Here is a 19,086-nt window from a genome sequence, read left to right as displayed (position 1 = left end):
TTTCTTTTTATATATTTAGTTCTATTGTTGTTTCTTTTTTTATTGTGGTTACATCTATAAATTTTAAAGTTTCTAACAACGATTGATGACCTAAATATTTTTGTATTATTGAAACTGATACACCCGATTTAAATGCATGAAACGCAAAAGTTTTCCTTAAGGAGTATAGACCAATATTTTTCAATCCAACTTCTTCTGCAGCAACATGAATGATCCGATATGCTTGTTGTCTAGACAATTGTTTCTTCGTCTTGATAGATCTAAATACAAAGTCTTCTTTTCCTAACATTTCCATACGTATATAAGATGACAAACTTGATCTTAAGTGCAATGGAATCACTACTTTAATCAAATCCTTTTTATCATTTACCCAGTTAGAAATAATGTCGTTATCTTCATCTAGTAAATCTTGAACAGTTAAATTTAATAATTGATTTACTTTAATACCTGTATGAATAGCAAGACTAAATAATAAATAATCTCTTTCACTGTGTGATTTTAATACTTCATACATCGCTCTAATATCATCTTTATTCTTAATTGGAGATACTTGTTGCATGCATTTCGTCCATCCTTCCTAATTAAGGTACATATTAATAATAATATATATTTGAGTAACATGAAAGAATTTTTAACTAATTTGTGGTCGTTTTTTTAATCTCATTTCGATATATAAAGTGAAAGGAGGTTAGCAAAATGGCAACAGTTAAAGACATCAACATCATATTGTTACATCAGTACTTAGATGAGAATGCCAAAGTAAAAAATGTTCAAAGAAAATTTAAAGCAATTAAATTAAATGTAACAAATGAACAAGTTAAAACTTTTAAAGGCATTATCGAAACGTTATCTGACGAAAAGTTCAAAGATGCTTATATCGTCAAAACAATTCAGATAGAAGATTAATTCTATCCTCTAAATCTACCAAGGAGGTGAATTTCATGAAACTCGTATTAGAACTTACTTTTAAAACTTCAACAGATAAAACTTTCACATTACAGATCCAAAACCCAAAACGTGATCTCACTGAAGAAAACGTACGCCAGGCGATGGATAGTATTTTAAAATTAAATTTATTTGATTTATCTAAAGGTGAATTAGTTTCTATTCATTCAGCGCACTACGTAGAACGCTCAACACGTACTGTAATCAAGTAATTTTATAATACCCTTTTAAATCATTTTTAAATTCTATAGAAAAACCCAAAGAAAATCTTTTCACTTGAAAGGATTTCCTTTGGGTTTCTTTTTGAATAATTAAACCTATTGTTGTTTTATATGTCTTTTGCTATTTGTTCGTATTGAGCCTTTTGTTCGTCTTCCATGTAATAGTAAACTTTTCTTTCATCTAGCTCACTTCTATATTTATTAATATAATCTTTTCTATATAATTTAGCTAAATTTGTTCCAATGTTAGAAGGTTTCGTTTGAAGTTCTGTTAGCTTCCCGTTAAGTATTTCTTTAATTGTAATTTCTTCAGATCTATAGATTTCTTCTAATATTATAAAATCAACTAATGTTAAACGTTTTTCGTTTTTTAAATTTGCGATTTTATTCTCATAATCTATCATATCTTGAATAATCTTGTTGAAATTCCCTGTCATTCTATATACCTCCATTTTAATATTTTCCCCGTTTTTAATAGTTTACAATACAACAATAGCATTAAGTATTATTGTAAACCGTTTTAATTTCAGATTTTGATTAAATCAATTCATTTATTTGATTTATTATCATCTTTCTTATAAAAATTATTTAATAATCCAACTTTTTCTTACTTTTTTTGATATAATAGTTTAAAATGTAATAAAAATATGACATTATTTGATATAAAATGTAATATCTTAGTGAAGATGAGGTGAAAAAGTGTACAATTACGACATTTCATTGCATAAAGAAGGCATTATTAACCCTAAAAAGTTAGGTTATGGTGCATTATGTTTTGTGCTAGAAGGAAAAGCAATATTAACTTTAAATCAAAAAACATATACATTTACCGTCGGTGACTTATTTTATTTACAGGATAATGACAATTACTTACCAGTAATAAACGACGGCTTAGTCGCAGTATTACATATTGGATATTCAATGATGGAAAGTTTAAGTGGCGAAGAGTCTTACCTATATTGGATACCGAAAACTACAAAAACAAATCAATTAAACAAATATAAACATCAAATAAAGGATTTATTTATAAGAGCTATTTTAGCAGATTTAACGAATATAAAGATCAGACGTAGCCATTATATCGTTGAAATTTATAAAATTATGTATGAGCGTTTTAAAGAAGAAACAAATTATTATGGACAAACAGAAATGGAATTAACAGGACTTATACGTAAAGTGAAGCAATATGTTGATAAGCATTACCAAGAAAAACTATCACTGAACCTCGTAGCTGACTTTTTCTTTATTTCTCCTGAACATTTATCACGTGAGTTTTCTAGACAAATAGGTACGACGTTCACTCAATATTTGAAAGAAACACGTTTGTTTCAAACTACTTACGCCTTGTTATTTACACAATTTAAAGTCGAACAAATTGCAGACTATCATGGATTTTCTAGTTACCATAATTTCAATCGTCAATTTAAAGAACAATTTCAATTAACCCCTAAACAATATCGTTTAATGTATCAACAGAAAAAAATAAGTAAAAAAACTGAGACAATGACAGAAGATGAGCGTAAAACTTTAATTTCTAAATTGCAAAAAATGATGCATAATAAGTCTCTCGTTCATGAGTACAAACATTTAACTTTTAAAGATTTACCTTTACAAAAATTAAAGGCTAACCATAAAACTTATTTACATATCGGTGACGTTAATGATTTTTATACTCCATTCCTTGGTACAATATTGGAAACTGTAGAAAATATACCTCGTCAGCCTATCATTGTTATTCACTGTTCATTAAAATCATTTTTCTGCGATATAGAAAAACATAAGTATCGACATAATTTAGCTTTTTGTTTAAGCATGTTTTCAGATACAAATATAACGCCATGTATAAAAATATATGATTTTGATGTACAAGATCATACGTTCAAAAGTAAATGGTCAGAATTTATAGATGTTATACATAACTATTTCGTTAATAAACAAGGTGAATTTTACTTTGATATCAAGTATGACGAACTCACGCATATACAATCTCAAATTAATGACTCTAAAGAAAGCTTACCTGATTTACAAATAATGATAAATGGACCTGATCCATTTAAACATGATTATGAGCAACTTGATATAGATATGCAACTATGTAAAAATGTCGATTCTTTTGCAATATCTTATAGCTTTAATGAGTTATTCGACTTTAACAAAATGAATAATCATGATATAGCGAAAATAAAAAGTGACTATACTGAAAAGCTTATTCACAATTTAAAATTCATGAAGAACAATAATAAAAACGTAGTACCTATAGAATGGAATGTCATTCATGGTGATTCGAGGACGATGAGTGATTTTTATTTCAATGCTGCTATTATTGTAGATCATTTATTAAGTATCACAACTTATGTGTCTGGTTTAGGCTTCTGGTTATTAGAGGAAACTTCAGCCGATCTCGCAACTATAAATCAACCTTTATCACTACATTTAAAACACCACTGTAAAAGTCCTGTTAATTATTTAATATATATATTAACGTACTTTAACCAACAAGAATTCGAAAAAGGACAAAATTATATTAAGTTCGAGCAACATAATAAAATATTTTTCCTTTTATTTAATTATGAACTATATAATCCAAATGATATCAACTACCAGAATAATGTTGGTATTAGTCTTTCTTACCGTGACATACCTTTTAATACTTTTAGAGTAACTAACATTACATTTGATCAGGATAACGGTAATATCTTCAAAGCAATTAGAAAATTAGATAACGAACGTTTTAATATTGATTATTTCAACACAGTTCTATTAGATAAATATTGTTCTCCAGATATAGAAATGGCTGATTATAATTCTAAGGATGTAGATGAGACATATTATTTAAAAACTAACGCTATCAAATTGCTTATTATTCAAAAAAGAAGTTAAATACAAAAATGCACCTCAAAATTTGAGGTGCATTTTTTGTTTAAAGATTAATATTTTCTAATATTATACTTTATTCCAAACCTAGATTTTCTCTATATGAGTCTACTATATCTTTCTTGCTAGCGTCACTAGGTACAAAATAATATAATCCATCATCTAAAATTGAATCTTGTCCTTCTAACTGATTACGGTCTACATTATCTAAAGCATCATTATATTTAGATCTTAAATCATTTAGTTGTCCAATCTTCATATCTGTTTTAACATTATCACCTAAAGTATCAAAGATTTGATTAATTTTAGGTAAAGATCCTACGCTAACTAATTCGTTAGCTAGTGCTTGAATCACTAATTGTTGACGTTCTTGTCGACCAAAGTCTCCACCAGCGCCTTCTTCTTTTCTACTTCTAATAAATGCTAACGCTTCTTCACCATTTAATTTGTATTTTTGGCCTTTAACATATGATTTCCCTTTAACCGTAAACGTAGCATTACTTGTAACATTTACGCCACCTGCATAATCTACTAAATCTTTAACCCCATCCATATTAATTGTTGCATAATGGTCTACCGGTACGTTCATTAATTTTTCTACAGAGTTAATCGCCATTTTAGGGCCACCATATGCATACGCATGGTTAATTTTTTCTACAGAATCATTGCCAACAATTTCCGCTCTAGTATCCCTAGGAATACTAACCATTACAGTTTTCTTCTTATCTGGATTTATAGATAATAAAACGATTGAATCCGAACGCTCTCCTCCACCTTCTGCTGATCTTGTAGAGTCGGAATCAATTCCAAATAAAGCTATCGAAATAGGATCTCCATTAGTATCTACTGCGTTCTTTCTAAGTTCAGATTTATCTCTATCCAGTGGGTTATGTATCGTATTACCTAATGCAAAAAACTTATACACAAAATAGCCAATAATAATTAAAAACGCAATTAATAACACAATAATAATAGTTGTTACAATTTTAAATGCTGCTGATTTAGGTTTCTTTGCAGAACGCTCATATTGATTTGCCACGTATTCTCAGTCCATTCTTATTTTATTTTTTCTTTATTATACATTTATTAGATGTAATTTGCCAATATACACATAATTATTTCACACTATACATTTCTTTAAAAAATATATAATATTATCATATTAAATGATATATCTTTTTTCTGTAAAATCTATACATTTTATGTTAGAGTACTTATATAAGTCTACAACGTTACTTATTTAAATTTTTTTAGACATATTAAACGGGAAAGAGGATGAGATTCGGCGATCTCATCCTCTCTTTTTTCTGTTCTTTTTAGATTTATTAGATTTAATAACTTTTGTGGTCATTTGCATATCTTCGTCTTCAGGATATCTAATCCTTACAACATCTCCATAGAAGAGTCTTTCTTCTCCGTATCTTTTACATAAAGATAATTCAGGGTATACTTCTTCTATTTTCGCAATATATTTATAAGATTTATCTCTCTTTAATACATCTATAAAATAGCCAGGTTCTAAATATCTATCTGAACCTGCATTTACAACAAAAGAGGTATCATCTAATATTCTTATAATTTCTACTTGTTTCATAATAACACGCTAACTTTCCTTAATTCTTAAAATATGATGTTTATGATGAGCAATTAGTTGACTGATTTTAAAGTTTCATAAAGTTGAAGAACGTTTAGTATAAGATTTCTCTCTTCGTTTCTATCAATTTTCTTAGAATTTATTAATTTTTTAATTGTTTTCTTTTTAACATTACATAATTTGGCAATTGACTTATTTGGTAAATTATACTCTTTTTTCAATGTTTTTTCAATAAAATATTTAGTATACTTTAAAGCATCTTCGTGCTTACCAATAGATTCAAAATAATTTAAACGCTTTTCAATTTCGTTTCTTTGTTTGTCTGTTAAAACACCTTGATTCCCATGCATAAGCAATTCATACTTTTCTTTAGGCAAGTTTAATAGCTTTCTCATTTGCTTATCTTCTAGACTAAATGCATCAATTACATTGTTAATTCTACTGGTGTAATTTTTCTTCTTAGATTTTGCCATCATTATGCACCTCCACTCATAATATATATACCCCGTGACAATCTGTATAAGCGGAGAAAGTGTAATAAATTACTTTCTTTCATCTTTTTCAGTTCTTAAATATTATTTAAATACACTGAGAGTCCGGGACATAAATTGTTGTCTCGGACTCTATCAAACATTTATTCTGTATATAATTCAACTGCATCTCTCGTTTTACTCATCGTTATTACATGTTCATCATAATCTCTTGATAAATAGCTATAAAATAATATATCAAGCGTCATCAATTGCGATATAAGAGAACTCGTAGCTGCTAATCTTAAACTTTCTTCTGAACTTGCATCATGTGTTAATTGATAGTCAGATTGTTGTGATAAAGATGAACTTTTTGATTGAGTCAGACTTATTACTTTAACATTATATTTATGTGCAACTTTAGCTAAAGATAGTGTTTCACTATTCTCACCAGAGTTAGAAATTCCTATCAAAATACAATCTTTATTATGTGAAGCTATTGCTGTAGCTAAAAAGTGAGTGTCTAAAGAATGAATAACTTGTTTACCAATTCTAGTAAATTTTTGATATAAATCTTGTGCTACTAAACTTGAAGCACCTACACCAAAAACTATAATTGTTTTTGCCTCATACAATTGATCAATAATGGCATTTACACTGCTACTCTCGATTAATTTTTCAGTCATTTCAAGTGTATGTGATGCTCGTGTAATAAGTTTCTTACTAATAGACGATACTGTTTCATCTTGTTTAATTTCTTGATATATACTTTTTTCATGTTGAGGCATATACCTAGAAATAGACAGTTTCAAATCAGTAAAACCTTTAAAATCTAATTTGTGCGTACAACGTATAACGGAAGCAGCACTTGTGTTTGTTACCGTGCCTAACTCCTTAGCGCTTAATTCAATTATCTTTTCAGGATAATCGACAAAGTACTGTGCTATACGCTGTTCTCGTTTAGTTAAACGAGACATATTTTCTTTAATAAACATAAGTACGTGTTGATGTTCGCTCATATTAATCCTCATCCAATTCTTGTGGTGCTGTCATTTCTTTGTTCGTTCCAAATAAATATGTGAAAATAAAGCCTCCTAAATAAGCTGCTAATAAACCTGCAATATATCCTACATACATATTATGAGATATTAACGGTATAAGGGATACGCCACTCGGCCCAATTGCACTTGCACCAATATGTCCGATGGCGCCTATAACTGCACCTCCGACTCCACCACCGATACAAGCTGTAATAAATGGTCTACCTAGAGGTAAAGTTACCCCGTAAATCAATGGTTCTCCAATTCCTAAAATTCCTACTGGTAGAGCACCTTTTAGAAGGTTAATGATTTTTTTATTTTTTCTACATCTAACCCATAGGGCAAATGCTGCACCTACTTGACCTGCACCAGCCATAGCAAGTATTGGTAATAAGTAAGTAGCACCTGATTGATTAATCATTTCTATATGAATTGGTGTTAATACTTGATGCAATCCAAACATAACTAAAGGTAAGAACGTTGCACCTAATATAAATCCACTAAATGCTCCACCTATATTTAAGACCCAATCAATTACGCCTAACAAGCCGTTAGAAATAAAACCTGCTATAGGCATGATTACAAAGATTGTTCCTAACCCCATAATAAATAATGTAATCGTCGGAGTAACAATAATATCTACAGCAGTCGGTACAATTTTGTGTAATCTTTTTTCAATTAAAGATAGCAACCAAACAGCTATAATAACCCCAATTACACCACCTTGTCCTGCTTCAAGTGGTTCGCCATTAAAAATATTTTTCAGTGGACTTTCTGGATCCATGCCAGTCAACATAGTTGTACCACCAATTACACCACCTAAGCCAGGTGTTGCACCAAATTCTTTTGCAGCATTAATACCTACATAAATGACTAAGTAAGCAAAAAGACCATCTTTTATAATATTAAATACTAAAACAAATTGTTCCCATGATGCTCCATCGATTGTGCCGGCTGTTAACAGGTTAGAAAGTACAGCAGAAATACCACCAATTAAACCGGCACCCACAAATGCAGGAATAAGAGGTACAAAAATATTAGCTATCGATCTCAACACTCTTTTGAAAGGTGTTTGATTTTTCTTGTTAATATTTTGTTTAAACAGATCCGCTTCTTGTTCTACTTTCTCTTTATTACTTTGATTTTTCTTAATTGTTTCGCCTAGTGGTACGCCAATAATAGAACTCATTTCATTGGCTACTTTATTTACAGTCCCCGGTCCAACTACCACTTGAATCATATCATCTTCTACAACCCCCATCACACCTTTGATATTTTTTAAACCTTCAATATCAACTTTAGTGTAGTCGACGATACTCATTCTAACCCTTGTCATACAATGAATGACTTTTTCTAAATTGTCTTTTCCCCCAACTTTATCAAGTATCTCTTTGGCCATTTCTTTTTCTTTAGACATATACATACACCCCTTGTTTACGTATTTCTCACAAACCCTTTAGCTTTTTCTAATTTCTGAATGGCTTCTTCTTTACTCACATTGTGCATGCCCATAACAATTGCCACTTTTACTTGTTCATCGCTTTCTTCAAAAAGTTTCTGGCTTTCTTCATATGAACACCCTAAAACTTCTTGAATCATATTAATAGCACGTTGTACAAGTTTTTTGTTGGTTGGTTTAACATCAATCATTAAGTTTTCATAAACTTTTCCTATACCAACCATCGCACCAGTTGAAATCATATTTAAAATGAGTTTTTGAGCTGTGCCTGCTTTCAACCTTGTTGAGCCTGTTAAAACTTCTGGACCAACATCAACTTGAACCGGAAAATCAGCGTAATTTCCTACTTCTGATTGTTGATTACATGTTACACAACCAGTAGGAACGCCTATGCTTTGGGCGTATTTTAATCCACCTATAACATATGGTGTTCTTCCACTAGCAGCAATACCTATAACCGTGTCATTTTCGTTTATATTTAAATTTCTTAAATCTTGTTCCCCTAATTCTAAATCATCTTCAGCCCCTTCTACTGCAACCGTCATTGCTTCTGGACCACCTGCAATTAAACCTATTACGACGTCTGGCGTGACACCAAACGTTGGGACACATTCCGCAGCATCCAATACCCCTAATCTTCCGCTTGTTCCTGCTCCCATGTAAATTAACCTTCCCCCATTGTTTAAGCTCGTAATAGCTCTTTTAATCAATTCGGCTATCGCATTATTCTCTAACTTAATTTGCTCGGCTACTTTTTGATCTTCTGTATTCATCACTTCAACAAATTGTTCTGGCGTTAAAGTATCTAGTTTTGATGAATATTTATTTCTTGATTCAGTAGTTAGTTTTTTTATGTCCATCACATTATCCCCTTTTAATAAATTGGAAAGCCTGTCCAGCACCAATCATATTTATACAATCTAAATTGCTACTAGAAACACGCCCAATAACATTCACGGCTTCATTTGCTTCTAAATCTCTCTTGACGATTTGCAGTTCGTTCATGTATCGCCCATATTTCAAGTTATCTAATGTAACGGTCCCCTTAACTCTTTCAGTCGTATTATCTGGTTTAACTTCCCCTTGAAAACTCATCCTTGCCTCTTCCGCTCTTACTACATCTCTCGCTTTGTCTTTCCTATTATGAAAAATTCTCCCTGTTACATCTTTTAAAGCAGGTGTTTCCTCTTCAATATAAAGACTTACGATTCCATTATTAAAATAATCATGAAATTGATTTATGATATCTAAGTCTATGCTTGTGTCCCCAATACAAACAACGTCGATATCATATTTTAATAATTGATAAGCAGCATATAAAGGATGTATATTTCTGTGTGCTTCAAGTGTTGGTAATCCTCTAAAGATAGGCCCTCTTAATTTAGTACCAGGGACAAATGCCATAATTTTCACATCCGGAAAAACATCCCTTATTTCTTTGTTTTTAGAAATGAAAAACTCATTTTCTAAACCTGTTTCCGGTCGTGGGTAATAATTATGTGCAACCATCACTTTTGATAAGTCTATATCTTTAGCTTTAAGTTGATAGAGCAATTCGACAGCGTCAGTACTTGCGTTACATACTACATTAACTTCATTTAATAAAGATATAATATCTTCTATATCCAATGATATATCTAATCTTATAAAATCTATTCCAGCATCTTTTAAAGTAGTAGGCTTTTTATACGACAATCCTAAAGTCTTAAACGTTTTAGGATTTGCATCTGCAATAATCTCTGCTCTACCATTTACTATTTTATTTAACTCTTTTAATTTGGTTAAATACAACATTGGATCATCTTCTGGTATTTGCAATGAAGTAAATACATATTTGGCACCTTCATTAAGCATTGTTTCAATATAAGTCTTATCAAATGGTTCTCCTAAATAAACAGAAAAGCCTAGCATTTCAACACACTCCTTATTGGAATCGCTTACATTATCTCACTTTTGGAATGAAATTTCAATATAATATTATAATATAACTAGAAATGAAATGAAATTACAAAAAGCTTTAAAGTTCAAAATAAAAGTTCTGAACTTTAAAGCTTTTTAGATTAATAATAGTATTAAGGCAAGTATATTCATGACATAGCCACTTTATAATATGATTTCATTTTCCTTCTCATGAATCATTTCAATAATTTCATTACGTTCATTCATTACTGCTACTTTAGGTGATAAATTTTTAGCTTCTTCGTTTGTAACTTGTACGTAATTCATAATGATAATAACATCATCTACTTGAACTAAACGTGCAGCTGCACCATTCAAACAAATCTTACCGCTTCCTCGTTCACCTTCAATTACATAAGTTTCTAATCTTGCACCGTTATTATTATTAACGATTGCTACCTTTTCATTCGGCAAAATATCTACTGCATCAAGAATATCTGCATCTATAGTAATACTACCTACGTAATTTAAATTTGCTTCAGTTACCCTCGCACGATGAATTTTTCCATACATCATAGTTCTTATCATGCTTTTCATCTCCATATGTTTTTTTATAGTTATTATCATCATACAATTATATTTTCATACGTCAACAATTAAATTCTGAGACGTCTTTCTTCTATTATATAGTTGTTAAAGTGTATTCAAATATCATCATAAATGAAAAAGCACTAACTCGTTATATATAATTCAACGAATTAGTGCTCAAAATTTATATTAAAAAATATTTATTTCTTTTCCCACCATCTATCATTTTTGGCATACCTGATAGAAAGTGTACGACGTTCTCTTTCTTTATGAAGTCGAGAGCGTTCTTCTAGTTTAATACGATCGTTGCTTAGCGTTTTGATGAAGGATACCATCAGTAATATAAATATTATAATCAATGGCACACCTGCAATGATTGAGGCGGTTTGTAACAGATTTAAAATCTCATCCCCACTGATTAGCATAAGTGCTAACGGAATAAATGATAACGCAAATGCCCAGAATAATCTGTTCCAACGATATGGCTCGTCATCTACTTCAGTTTGTGTTGCTCCTGCTAAGATGTATGAACCTGAGTCGAAAGTAGTCGCTAAATAAATGACTGCTGTAATTACGAATATAACGATAACGACATTACTCATCGGTAACTGCTCTAAAATGGACATAATCGCAGCGGGTCCTTCTTTCTCTTGAAGTACTTTTGTAACAGAGAATTTACCAGTAATCTCTAGCCATAAACCATAGTTACCTAATATTCCGAAGAATAGTGTACAGCCAAGGGTACCGTATCCAAGTGTACCTAAAATAACTTCTTTTAACGTACGTCCTTTAGAAATACGGGCTATGAATAATCCTACGAATGGTGCGTATACTAACCACCAAGCCCAGTAGAATATTGTCCATGATTGTGGGAAGTTGTCTTTTGAAATATTACCAAGGCCACCAAATGGTTCTAACCATGTTGCCATTCTGAAGAAATCACGGAACATTAAACCTACACTGGAAAGCGTTGTTTCCATTATAAATACTGTTGGTCCAACAATAAATACAAATAATAATAATATAAACGTTAACCAAATATTAATGTCGCTTAATATTTTAATACCGTAATTAATACCTGAGTAAGAACTTGCTGCAAATATCAATGTTGATATGCCTAGTATCGTTAATCGTAGCCAAGTTGAACTACCATCTAAACCTGTTAGTGAGCCAACTCCTTCAGCAATCATTGGTGTAGCCAGTCCTAAAGTAGTACCTGCACCACCTAGTAAACCAAAAATGAAGAGAACATCAATCATTTTACCAGGCCATTTGTCAGTGTATTTTCCTATTAGTGGTCGACATGCATGACTAATACGTATAATAGGTTGTTCTTTTACATAAAGCGAATAAGCGATTGGAAGTGCTGGCAAGACATATATTGCCCAAGCAATAGGTCCCCAGTGAAACATTCCATATGTAGCAGCATAATTAATTGCTTCTTCACTACGTGGTTTGATATGAAACGGTGGACCATCATAATAATATGCCCATTCGATAATACCCCAATATAAAATACTAGAGCCGATACCTGCACAGAATAACATTGCTGCCCAACTCATCGTATTAAATTCAGGTTTATCATTAGGTTTACCTAGTACAATTCCACCATATTTACCAAATGCGATATAAAGTATAAAGATTAAAACAGCTAGACCAATTCCTAAATAAACAGCACCTAATTTTGAGGTTATTAGATCATTAAGTGATAATATTACTTGACTACTTGCATCTGGAAATGCAATTAAGGGTATAACTACAGATAGCAATATAAGTAAAGAAATTGTAAATGTAACCCAATCCATCAATTTAAATTTTTTCACAATTTACTCATCCTTTAATTTAGTGATTTTTTTCATATAATAAGGACTATCTGCATCATACAAACAGTCCTAGTTATACTTTTATTTACGTTTAATGCCTATTTGACGTCCTAATTCACGTGGTAATGAATCGTCTTGTTTCTTAACTGACTCATTTTTAATTTGCTCAATAATGTTATCTGGAAACGCACTAGGACGGCCACTTTCGACATCGATTCCCATTAACATTACTTCATAAGTAGAGCATAATTCGTTTGAACCATTAAACATATTCATGAATACATGACATCTCTTCTGATCAAAGTCTATTAATTGTACACTGACATTTAACGTTTCATTTTTAGGTACTTCTTTTTGGTAAGTAATATGATTTTCTAACGTAAATACAGTATATTTAATATCTTTAATCGTTTGAACATCTAACCCTATGTGAGCAAGCCAAGCATCAGTTGCTTGACTGAACACACGGTTATATTCTGCATCATTCATATGGTTGTTATGATCTAACCACTCATTCTGAACAGTTGTTTGATAGTTGAAAAAGTTAGACACGACATTAAACCTCCGTCTTAGTGAGTTGTTTTTTCTTCATATAATCACTATTTTTTGGCCAATATTCTTCTGCAAGTTCTTTAACTTTAATTAAAAATTCATTTCTTTTTTGGTCTAATTCTGACATTGAATAACCAAATGACGATTGTTCACAGCCTTCAACAACTGCATTGTATAAATCTGTTGTTAATTCTGGTGCGACTAGTTTCGTCCAAGGTTTCTTCAGAGCAGGACCAAATTGTTTTAACATGTGACGCATACCACCTTGACCGCCAGCTAAATGGAAAGTCATAAATGGTCCATATTGTGCATATCTTAAGCCAGCTGCATGAGTAAATGCTTTATCTACTTCTTCTGTTGTAGCAATGCCTTCGTTTACAATATGCAATGATTCACGCCATAAAGCTTCCATAAGACGGTCTGCAATGTGACCTTCTATTTCATGACGTACATGAAGTACATCATTTCCGATAGCTTCATAGATTTCTTCAGCTTTAATAACTGTTTCTTCGCTTGTTTGTTTACCTGGCACAATTTCAACTAAAGGTAAAATATAAACAGGATGGAAAGGATGAGCTACGACTAATCTTTCAGGATGCTTTAAATTTCTTTGTAATTCTGTTGGTTTAATACCTGATGTACTAGAACCGATAATTGCATCTGGACGTGCATAAAAATCAATATCCGTTAATACTTTATCTTTAATTTCTTCTACTTCTGGTACATTTTCTTGTATAAGGTCAGCATCTTTAACAGCTTCTTCTAAATAAGGTGTGAATGTTAAATTATCAAGTGACGCATTTGGGTGTAAGCCCATACGTTCAGCATATGGCCAATTTGATTTCACTTGTTCTAACATTGTTTCATATGCACTTTCACTTGGGTCTGTCGCTACAACTTCATGTCCATGAGCGAGCATACGTGTAATCCAACCGCTTCCGATTACACCTGTTCCTACTACTGCAAATTTCATGATTGTCCTCCTTTAGGGTCTCTTAGTTGATAAAATTCACGCGCTTCTTGAGGCGTCATAGGTTCTATATCTAATTCTTTTAATATTTCTACAGCTTTTTCTACTAATGCTTCATTTGTAGCTTTAACACCTTTAGATATATACAGGTTATCTTCTAATCCAACACGAACACTGCCGCCACGTTTAGCTATTTCTTCTACAGTTGGTAATTGCATTCTACCTATACCAAATCCTGACCAATGTGCATTTTCTGGTAAACGTGTTTTAAAGTATTCAATCGTTTCTGCGTCGTTATCTGCTCCCCATGGAATGCCTAGACAAAATTGGAACATTGGTTCTCCATCAATTAAGCCTTCTGAAATTAATTGTCTAGCAAATCGAATATGACCACTATCGAAACATTCAAGTTCTGGTTTAACACCAGCTTCTTGTACAAGGCGTGCTTGTTCACGTAGCCAATCTGCAGGGCTTAAGTAAACCATATCTCCGAAGTTAGTACTTCCGCAGTCTAGCGTACACATTTCTGGTAGTAATGTTCCGATTGGTTCATGACGCTCTTCAGGCGTTTGCATGTCTGAACCTTCCCCAGCAGTGTATGGATCTTGTAAATTCGGGATGAAATCTCCACCACCACCAGATGTAATATTGATAATAATATCTTCACCCGATTCACGGATTAATCGTATAGCTTCTCTAAATAATTCTGTGTCGTGACTAATACCACCAGTTTCTGGGTCACGTGCATGAATATGTGCAACTGTTGCCCCAGCACGTGCACATTTAATTGCTGAATCTGCAATTTCTTCCGGTGTAACTGGTACATTTTCGTTCTTCTCAACAGTATCTCCAGCGCCAGTTATAGCCGCTGTTAACATTACTTTATTCATTATAATCCTCCTGAAATGATGTTTTTTAAAAAATTCAACGTTTGTTAGTATACCAACTGGACGGTAAAGTTTCAAGCTGTTATTCAAATTCTTTTTTAAACACAAAAAAAGCTGGGACATAATAATGTCTCAGCATGGTTAACCACTATAGATTAAATATTTTAAATTGTTTAATTCTTATTTGTATAATTTGATAATTGGTTTAAAACTTCTTCACGTCTTGATTCATCTATTGCATCAAGGCCGAACAATTCTGTTAACCATAAGCCATCGATAGCAAGTCGAATAATAGTTGCATCTACAGGGTTCAAACCATCGTCTTCAATAAAATGTTGCCACTCTTGATAAGTTTCTTGTAATGGTTTTAAAAGTGAGCGATCGTTTCCTTGTGCTGCTAATACAGCTGAACTGATAGCAATATTATTGTCACGATGACTTCTAGTAGCTTCAATATACCCTCTTAACAATTTACCAGTATCGTCATCATCTTGAACGTTTGTATCGACATTATTACGATAAGTGGCACTTGCATAATCGACTAATCCTTGAATTAAAGCTTTTTTGTTTTTAAAGTGATACAAAAGTCCGCCTTTGCTCACCTCTGCACGTTTTGCGACAGCATCAAGTGTAAGAGAATCAGTGCCTTGTTCATTTACTATTTGAATTGCTGCTTCAAGCATCTGTGTACGTCTATCGATTTTACTCATACTTGTCATCTCATTTCGGTTTGTAATTATAAAAGATATTGTATACTAAATAATCTTTTTTATAAACATAGACTATTTCAAAAGTTGTAACTTATTGTCAATTTTTATTAATTTAAATATCCACCTATAACAATACCCTGTTATTTCTATATATATCATTTATTGCTATTTGTAAATTATTATTTCAATATTCGTTCATAATTCTACTAAGTTATAAAAATTTATTTTGATATTAATAGTTTAATCAAAGTCCATGAATCACTTATTTGACAGTCTTTGTTTAGCTTTTACTATATACATTAGTTACATTAAATAAATATACAATTAATTATTAGAATATATAAAAGTTCGATTTATTATTGTATTTTACAACAATAATAATTTCGTAAAACTTAAACCTTTTTAATTAGATTTTCAAACAATATTATTGTACTTTTCTCTATTTTTGGTATTATTTAGTATTATAAGGATTTATAGTTATATTTTGACAATACTATTTGGGGGGCACATCAAAATGAATGATCAATTTTTAAATGAAAATGCTCAGATTTTCAAAAGTTCCCTAGTGAATTTATGTAGTAATTTGCATTATCTATGCAAAGATGTTGCGCAATCCCATGGCATATCCTTAAAACTCGCAAATTTACTAGAGATTATTTATGAACAAGATGGTATTACTTTGAACAACTTATGTAGAAAAATCGATGAAGACAAAGGAAATTTAAGTCGCCTAGTCAATGACTTAATGAAAGATTCTTATGTCATCAAAAAACAATCTGAACGTGATAAACGAATTTACTATATTTATATAACTGAATATGGTAAAGAAGCTATCCTAAATTTAAAACAAGTTTGCATACATAATATGGATAGCTTGCTGTCTATATTGTCTGAGGAAGAACAAAATCATTTTATAAAAGCTCTAACAAAACTTGATAATCACGTATATGACTTAACCATTAAAAAATAGGAGACGATTAAATGAAACAAATTATTTATTACGAACTATTTAAGAAAGATATCCTTAAGACAATTTATAATGAAAAGAAATTAAAAAGAATGGACATTTTAACTTTATTCTATCTATCTGAAATAGATGAGGAAGAAGTCTATGTAAGAAAATTGAGAGATATTATGTTCGATCCGCCCTCTTCAGAAATTACGAATTCATTAAAAACACTTGAACACTTCGGACTATTAAAGAAAGCTAGAGACCCATTTGATGAAAGAGCACTTATACTTAAAGATATTCAATTAAGTAAGATTGATGAAATCCTAGATTATTGTGAAAAAATCGTACAACATCATATAGATAGTATTGATTTAGTTCAAAAGAAAAAACTGATATAACATACTTAAAAAAACTTCCTCATAAATTTTGAGGAAGTTTTTATGTATAAATAATTTTTTATTAAGTAATCTTATTATTTTTAAATACATTTTGATACTGCACATAACCTGAAATATAATGCTCCACATCATCTATGCGCACTCTGAAGCCATGATGCTTAATAAAGAATGTGTTCATTATTCTTTCTGGATTTTTAAAATACATTACTATTTCTGGATAAAAATATCCAGTTCTTTGATAATTTGCTCTTGAATGAATGGTATCAATCAATTTTCTTTCGTCTATATACTCTGTTACTAAGTGTTTAAATCCACTATTTTTAGCTGATTGTACAAGTTTGTATGTCGCTACAAGCATTTCTAAAAATGTAGGAAATGTAGTTTCCCTTTGCTTAATATAGTCCAAATGACCAGCAGCATTTTTCATACCAAATATATAGTACTTTTCTTCATGGTTTAACTTCACTAACTCATTTGTACAATAACTTAACCAGTGATCATGATATTTCCAATAATTCTGTTTTATAAACTTTTCAAATAAATGTTTAACTAGATTGAGCCAATTTTCATCTCCATCAACTTGGTACAATCTTAATAAAGCAAAGGCAGCTTCCCCATCATAATATACAATGCGATACTTTTCTTTTACTTTTAATGTTGGATAATACAATACATGTATCGTTTCTGCATCATTATCATCAATCATACTTTCAATACCTTTAGCTACTTTTTGTGCTATTTCTAGATAGAATAAATCATCTGGTCGATGTCTTAAATACTCACAAATCGCTAATATAAATGCTGCATTTTGCCCTAATTTAATTTCATTGATACCTTTCGTATCATCAAAAACATAAGCTATACCATCATGATTGTATAAATAGTTTTCGATAATATAATTTAAAGGTTTCTTAGCGACTGAAATATCTTTATTCAAATAAGATAATCCTTCTATTAATGCATATGTAGAAGAAGAATGTCTTAAATTATTATAAAAATTAATTTTCTTATCAAAATGAGGAAAATATCCATAAATATACTTACCATTACTTTGAATTTCATTCTTTAAATAATTCACACTTTGTTTAATTAATTCATCTATTTCTTCGTGAAAATTATCAACATCTCTTAAATTTTTCTCATAACCTTTTTCATTTAGCTTAATAATTCGATCTTCTTCAACATAAAAACCTTTTGTATAGAATTTAATTACTTTTTTATTACTATAGTAAGACTTATTAAATGCCAAGTTATTTTTCGTATACTTCCTTAAATAATTATTGATATTTTTTTCAGATAGATATAATTTTTTATCTTTATTATTAGGTCTTATAAAGGCATTCGAATTAATGATTTCAGGTAAAAATGCATACCTCCAACTATCATCAAGTGAAAAACCATAGTCTACGTAATTTCTACGAGTCTTTTCCAAATCATTTACTAGTATATTAAAGTCAATTTGCTCTGTATGCGTAACGATATCCATTTTAATCCAAACTGGTTCTTTACCCGTTTTTTTCTTAAATTGAGCACATGCTTTTAATATATCATCTTTTAAATATTTTTTTCTTTTCAAAACTGAAACTATAGCTTTAATATTTGGTAATCCTAATGATAGAAACGAAATATCAAACTCTAGATTTTCTTCATTTACTGTTGCTAATAATTTATCAATTCGCTTTTCTAAAAACAATTTATTCCCTC

Annotated in this window: 21 protein-coding genes; 5 read left to right on the top strand and 16 right to left on the bottom strand. The window is 30.8% G+C overall.

Annotated features, from left to right (window positions below; all coding sequences use genetic code 11):
* Window positions 1-7 precede the first annotated feature (7 nt).
* The gene (locus LQ615_RS06515; protein ID WP_017000810.1) at window positions 8-559 is read right to left on the bottom strand and encodes a tyrosine-type recombinase/integrase; all 552 of its coding nucleotides are present in this window, start codon (window positions 557-559) and stop codon (window positions 8-10) included.
* A 137-nt stretch (window positions 560-696) separates the two neighbouring features.
* On the opposite strand from LQ615_RS06515, the gene LQ615_RS06510 reads away from it, so the two are divergent.
* Both LQ615_RS06510 and LQ615_RS06505 read left to right on the top strand, forming a co-directional pair.
* Window positions 697-906: a DUF1659 domain-containing protein gene (locus LQ615_RS06510; RefSeq protein WP_017000811.1), complete on the top strand. Its 210-nt coding sequence runs from the start codon at window positions 697-699 to the stop codon at window positions 904-906.
* A gap of 35 nt (window positions 907-941) precedes the next feature.
* Window positions 942-1,157, top strand: coding sequence for a DUF2922 domain-containing protein (locus LQ615_RS06505; protein WP_017000812.1), 216 nt, complete (start codon window positions 942-944; stop codon window positions 1,155-1,157).
* Between the two features lie 116 nt (window positions 1,158-1,273).
* On the opposite strand, the gene LQ615_RS06500 is transcribed toward LQ615_RS06505, so the two are convergent.
* Entirely contained in the window at window positions 1,274-1,603 is a 330-nt protein-coding gene (locus tag LQ615_RS06500) for a transcriptional regulator, SarA/Rot family (protein ID WP_017000813.1), read from the bottom strand.
* 262 nt (window positions 1,604-1,865) lie between these two features.
* On the opposite strand from LQ615_RS06500, the gene LQ615_RS06495 reads away from it, so the two are divergent.
* A complete protein-coding gene (locus LQ615_RS06495) occupies window positions 1,866-4,046 on the top strand; it encodes a helix-turn-helix domain-containing protein (protein WP_239704059.1) in 2,181 nt (726 codons plus the stop codon).
* A gap of 70 nt (window positions 4,047-4,116) precedes the next feature.
* Here the strand turns inward: LQ615_RS06495 and LQ615_RS06490 are convergent, their stop codons facing one another.
* The 13 genes from LQ615_RS06490 to LQ615_RS06430 form a co-directional block, all read right to left on the bottom strand.
* Window positions 4,117-5,079 carry an LCP family protein gene (locus tag LQ615_RS06490; protein WP_017000815.1) on the bottom strand — a complete coding sequence of 321 codons (963 nt, stop codon included), beginning with the start codon at window positions 5,077-5,079 and terminating at the stop codon, window positions 4,117-4,119.
* Window positions 5,080-5,331: 252 nt separating this feature from the next.
* The gene (locus LQ615_RS06485) at window positions 5,332-5,634 is read right to left on the bottom strand and encodes a hypothetical protein (protein ID WP_017000816.1); all 303 of its coding nucleotides are present in this window, start codon (window positions 5,632-5,634) and stop codon (window positions 5,332-5,334) included.
* A 53-nt stretch (window positions 5,635-5,687) separates the two neighbouring features.
* Window positions 5,688-6,110 (bottom strand): HTH domain-containing protein, encoded by a 423-nt coding sequence (locus LQ615_RS06480; RefSeq protein WP_103269281.1) that lies wholly within the window; start codon window positions 6,108-6,110, stop codon window positions 5,688-5,690.
* Between the two features lie 158 nt (window positions 6,111-6,268).
* Window positions 6,269-7,123, bottom strand: a complete 855-nt coding sequence (locus tag LQ615_RS06475) for a MurR/RpiR family transcriptional regulator (RefSeq protein WP_239704058.1) — start codon at window positions 7,121-7,123, stop codon at window positions 6,269-6,271.
* 1 nt (window position 7,124) lies between these two features.
* A complete protein-coding gene (locus LQ615_RS06470) occupies window positions 7,125-8,561 on the bottom strand; it encodes a PTS transporter subunit EIIC (RefSeq protein ID WP_135032211.1) in 1,437 nt (478 codons plus the stop codon).
* Window positions 8,562-8,578: 17 nt separating this feature from the next.
* Window positions 8,579-9,463 carry an N-acetylmuramic acid 6-phosphate etherase gene (gene murQ, locus LQ615_RS06465; RefSeq protein WP_218708781.1) on the bottom strand — a complete coding sequence of 295 codons (885 nt, stop codon included), beginning with the start codon at window positions 9,461-9,463 and terminating at the stop codon, window positions 8,579-8,581.
* A 4-nt stretch (window positions 9,464-9,467) separates the two neighbouring features.
* Complete coding sequence (locus LQ615_RS06460; protein WP_239704057.1) at window positions 9,468-10,514, bottom strand: MupG family TIM beta-alpha barrel fold protein; 1,047 nt, start codon at window positions 10,512-10,514, stop codon at window positions 9,468-9,470.
* A gap of 192 nt (window positions 10,515-10,706) precedes the next feature.
* Window positions 10,707-11,090 carry an aspartate 1-decarboxylase gene (gene panD / locus LQ615_RS06455; protein ID WP_017000822.1) on the bottom strand — a complete coding sequence of 128 codons (384 nt, stop codon included), beginning with the start codon at window positions 11,088-11,090 and terminating at the stop codon, window positions 10,707-10,709.
* Between the two features lie 200 nt (window positions 11,091-11,290).
* Window positions 11,291-12,913 carry a BCCT family transporter gene (locus LQ615_RS06450; protein WP_135022022.1) on the bottom strand — a complete coding sequence of 541 codons (1,623 nt, stop codon included), beginning with the start codon at window positions 12,911-12,913 and terminating at the stop codon, window positions 11,291-11,293.
* An 81-nt stretch (window positions 12,914-12,994) separates the two neighbouring features.
* Window positions 12,995-13,465: a thioesterase family protein gene (locus LQ615_RS06445; RefSeq protein WP_135032209.1), complete on the bottom strand. Its 471-nt coding sequence runs from the start codon at window positions 13,463-13,465 to the stop codon at window positions 12,995-12,997.
* A gap of 4 nt (window positions 13,466-13,469) precedes the next feature.
* Window positions 13,470-14,438, bottom strand: a complete 969-nt coding sequence (locus LQ615_RS06440) for a 3-hydroxyacyl-CoA dehydrogenase NAD-binding domain-containing protein (RefSeq protein ID WP_017000825.1) — start codon at window positions 14,436-14,438, stop codon at window positions 13,470-13,472.
* On the bottom strand, window positions 14,435-15,325 hold the full coding sequence (locus tag LQ615_RS06435; RefSeq protein WP_017000826.1) for a beta-keto acid cleavage family enzyme: 891 nt from the start codon (window positions 15,323-15,325) through the stop codon (window positions 14,435-14,437). The genes LQ615_RS06440 and LQ615_RS06435 overlap by 4 nt, the downstream gene beginning before the upstream one ends.
* A 170-nt stretch (window positions 15,326-15,495) precedes the next feature.
* Window positions 15,496-16,032, bottom strand: coding sequence for a TetR/AcrR family transcriptional regulator (locus tag LQ615_RS06430; RefSeq protein WP_017000827.1), 537 nt, complete (start codon window positions 16,030-16,032; stop codon window positions 15,496-15,498).
* Between the two features lie 514 nt (window positions 16,033-16,546).
* Between LQ615_RS06430 and LQ615_RS06425 the strand changes: the two genes are divergently transcribed.
* Both LQ615_RS06425 and LQ615_RS06420 read left to right on the top strand, forming a co-directional pair.
* Window positions 16,547-17,002, top strand: coding sequence for a MarR family winged helix-turn-helix transcriptional regulator (locus tag LQ615_RS06425; RefSeq protein ID WP_017000828.1), 456 nt, complete (start codon window positions 16,547-16,549; stop codon window positions 17,000-17,002).
* An 11-nt stretch (window positions 17,003-17,013) separates the two neighbouring features.
* Window positions 17,014-17,382, top strand: coding sequence for a transcriptional regulator, SarA/Rot family (locus LQ615_RS06420; RefSeq protein WP_017000829.1), 369 nt, complete (start codon window positions 17,014-17,016; stop codon window positions 17,380-17,382).
* 61 nt (window positions 17,383-17,443) lie between these two features.
* On the opposite strand, the gene LQ615_RS06415 is transcribed toward LQ615_RS06420, so the two are convergent.
* Window positions 17,444-19,075 carry a poly(glycerol-phosphate) alpha-glucosyltransferase gene (locus LQ615_RS06415; protein WP_239704056.1) on the bottom strand — a complete coding sequence of 544 codons (1,632 nt, stop codon included), beginning with the start codon at window positions 19,073-19,075 and terminating at the stop codon, window positions 17,444-17,446.
* Window positions 19,076-19,086: the final 11 nt, after the last annotated feature.

This window comes from Mammaliicoccus sp. C-M13 (genome assembly GCF_022386845.1).
Taxonomy (GTDB): domain Bacteria; phylum Bacillota; class Bacilli; order Staphylococcales; family Staphylococcaceae; genus Mammaliicoccus; species Mammaliicoccus lentus.
This window is presented reverse-complemented; position numbering and strand designations above follow the sequence as displayed.

Excerpts from the sequence above, each read along its gene's own strand:
- LQ615_RS06515 (WP_017000810.1), bottom strand. The coding sequence starts at position 559 with ATGCAACAAGTATCTCCAATTAAGAATAAAGATGATATTAGAGCGATG.
- panD (WP_017000822.1), bottom strand. The coding sequence starts at position 11,090 with ATGATAAGAACTATGATGTATGGAAAAATTCATCGTGCGAGGGTAACT.
- LQ615_RS06420 (WP_017000829.1), top strand. The coding sequence starts at position 17,014 with ATGAAACAAATTATTTATTACGAACTATTTAAGAAAGATATCCTTAAG.
- LQ615_RS06485 (WP_017000816.1), bottom strand. The coding sequence starts at position 5,634 with ATGAAACAAGTAGAAATTATAAGAATATTAGATGATACCTCTTTTGTT.
- LQ615_RS06475 (WP_239704058.1), bottom strand. The coding sequence starts at position 7,123 with ATGAGCGAACATCAACACGTACTTATGTTTATTAAAGAAAATATGTCT.
- LQ615_RS06430 (WP_017000827.1), bottom strand. The coding sequence starts at position 16,032 with ATGAGTAAAATCGATAGACGTACACAGATGCTTGAAGCAGCAATTCAA.
- LQ615_RS06425 (WP_017000828.1), top strand. The coding sequence starts at position 16,547 with ATGAATGATCAATTTTTAAATGAAAATGCTCAGATTTTCAAAAGTTCC.
- LQ615_RS06440 (WP_017000825.1), bottom strand. The coding sequence starts at position 14,438 with ATGAAATTTGCAGTAGTAGGAACAGGTGTAATCGGAAGCGGTTGGATT.
- murQ (WP_218708781.1), bottom strand. The coding sequence starts at position 9,463 with ATGGACATAAAAAAACTAACTACTGAATCAAGAAATAAATATTCATCA.
- LQ615_RS06510 (WP_017000811.1), top strand. The coding sequence starts at position 697 with ATGGCAACAGTTAAAGACATCAACATCATATTGTTACATCAGTACTTA.
- LQ615_RS06505 (WP_017000812.1), top strand. The coding sequence starts at position 942 with ATGAAACTCGTATTAGAACTTACTTTTAAAACTTCAACAGATAAAACT.
- LQ615_RS06470 (WP_135032211.1), bottom strand. The coding sequence starts at position 8,561 with ATGTCTAAAGAAAAAGAAATGGCCAAAGAGATACTTGATAAAGTTGGG.
- LQ615_RS06460 (WP_239704057.1), bottom strand. The coding sequence starts at position 10,514 with ATGCTAGGCTTTTCTGTTTATTTAGGAGAACCATTTGATAAGACTTAT.
- LQ615_RS06480 (WP_103269281.1), bottom strand. The coding sequence starts at position 6,110 with ATGATGGCAAAATCTAAGAAGAAAAATTACACCAGTAGAATTAACAAT.
- LQ615_RS06500 (WP_017000813.1), bottom strand. The coding sequence starts at position 1,603 with ATGACAGGGAATTTCAACAAGATTATTCAAGATATGATAGATTATGAG.
- LQ615_RS06435 (WP_017000826.1), bottom strand. The coding sequence starts at position 15,325 with ATGAATAAAGTAATGTTAACAGCGGCTATAACTGGCGCTGGAGATACT.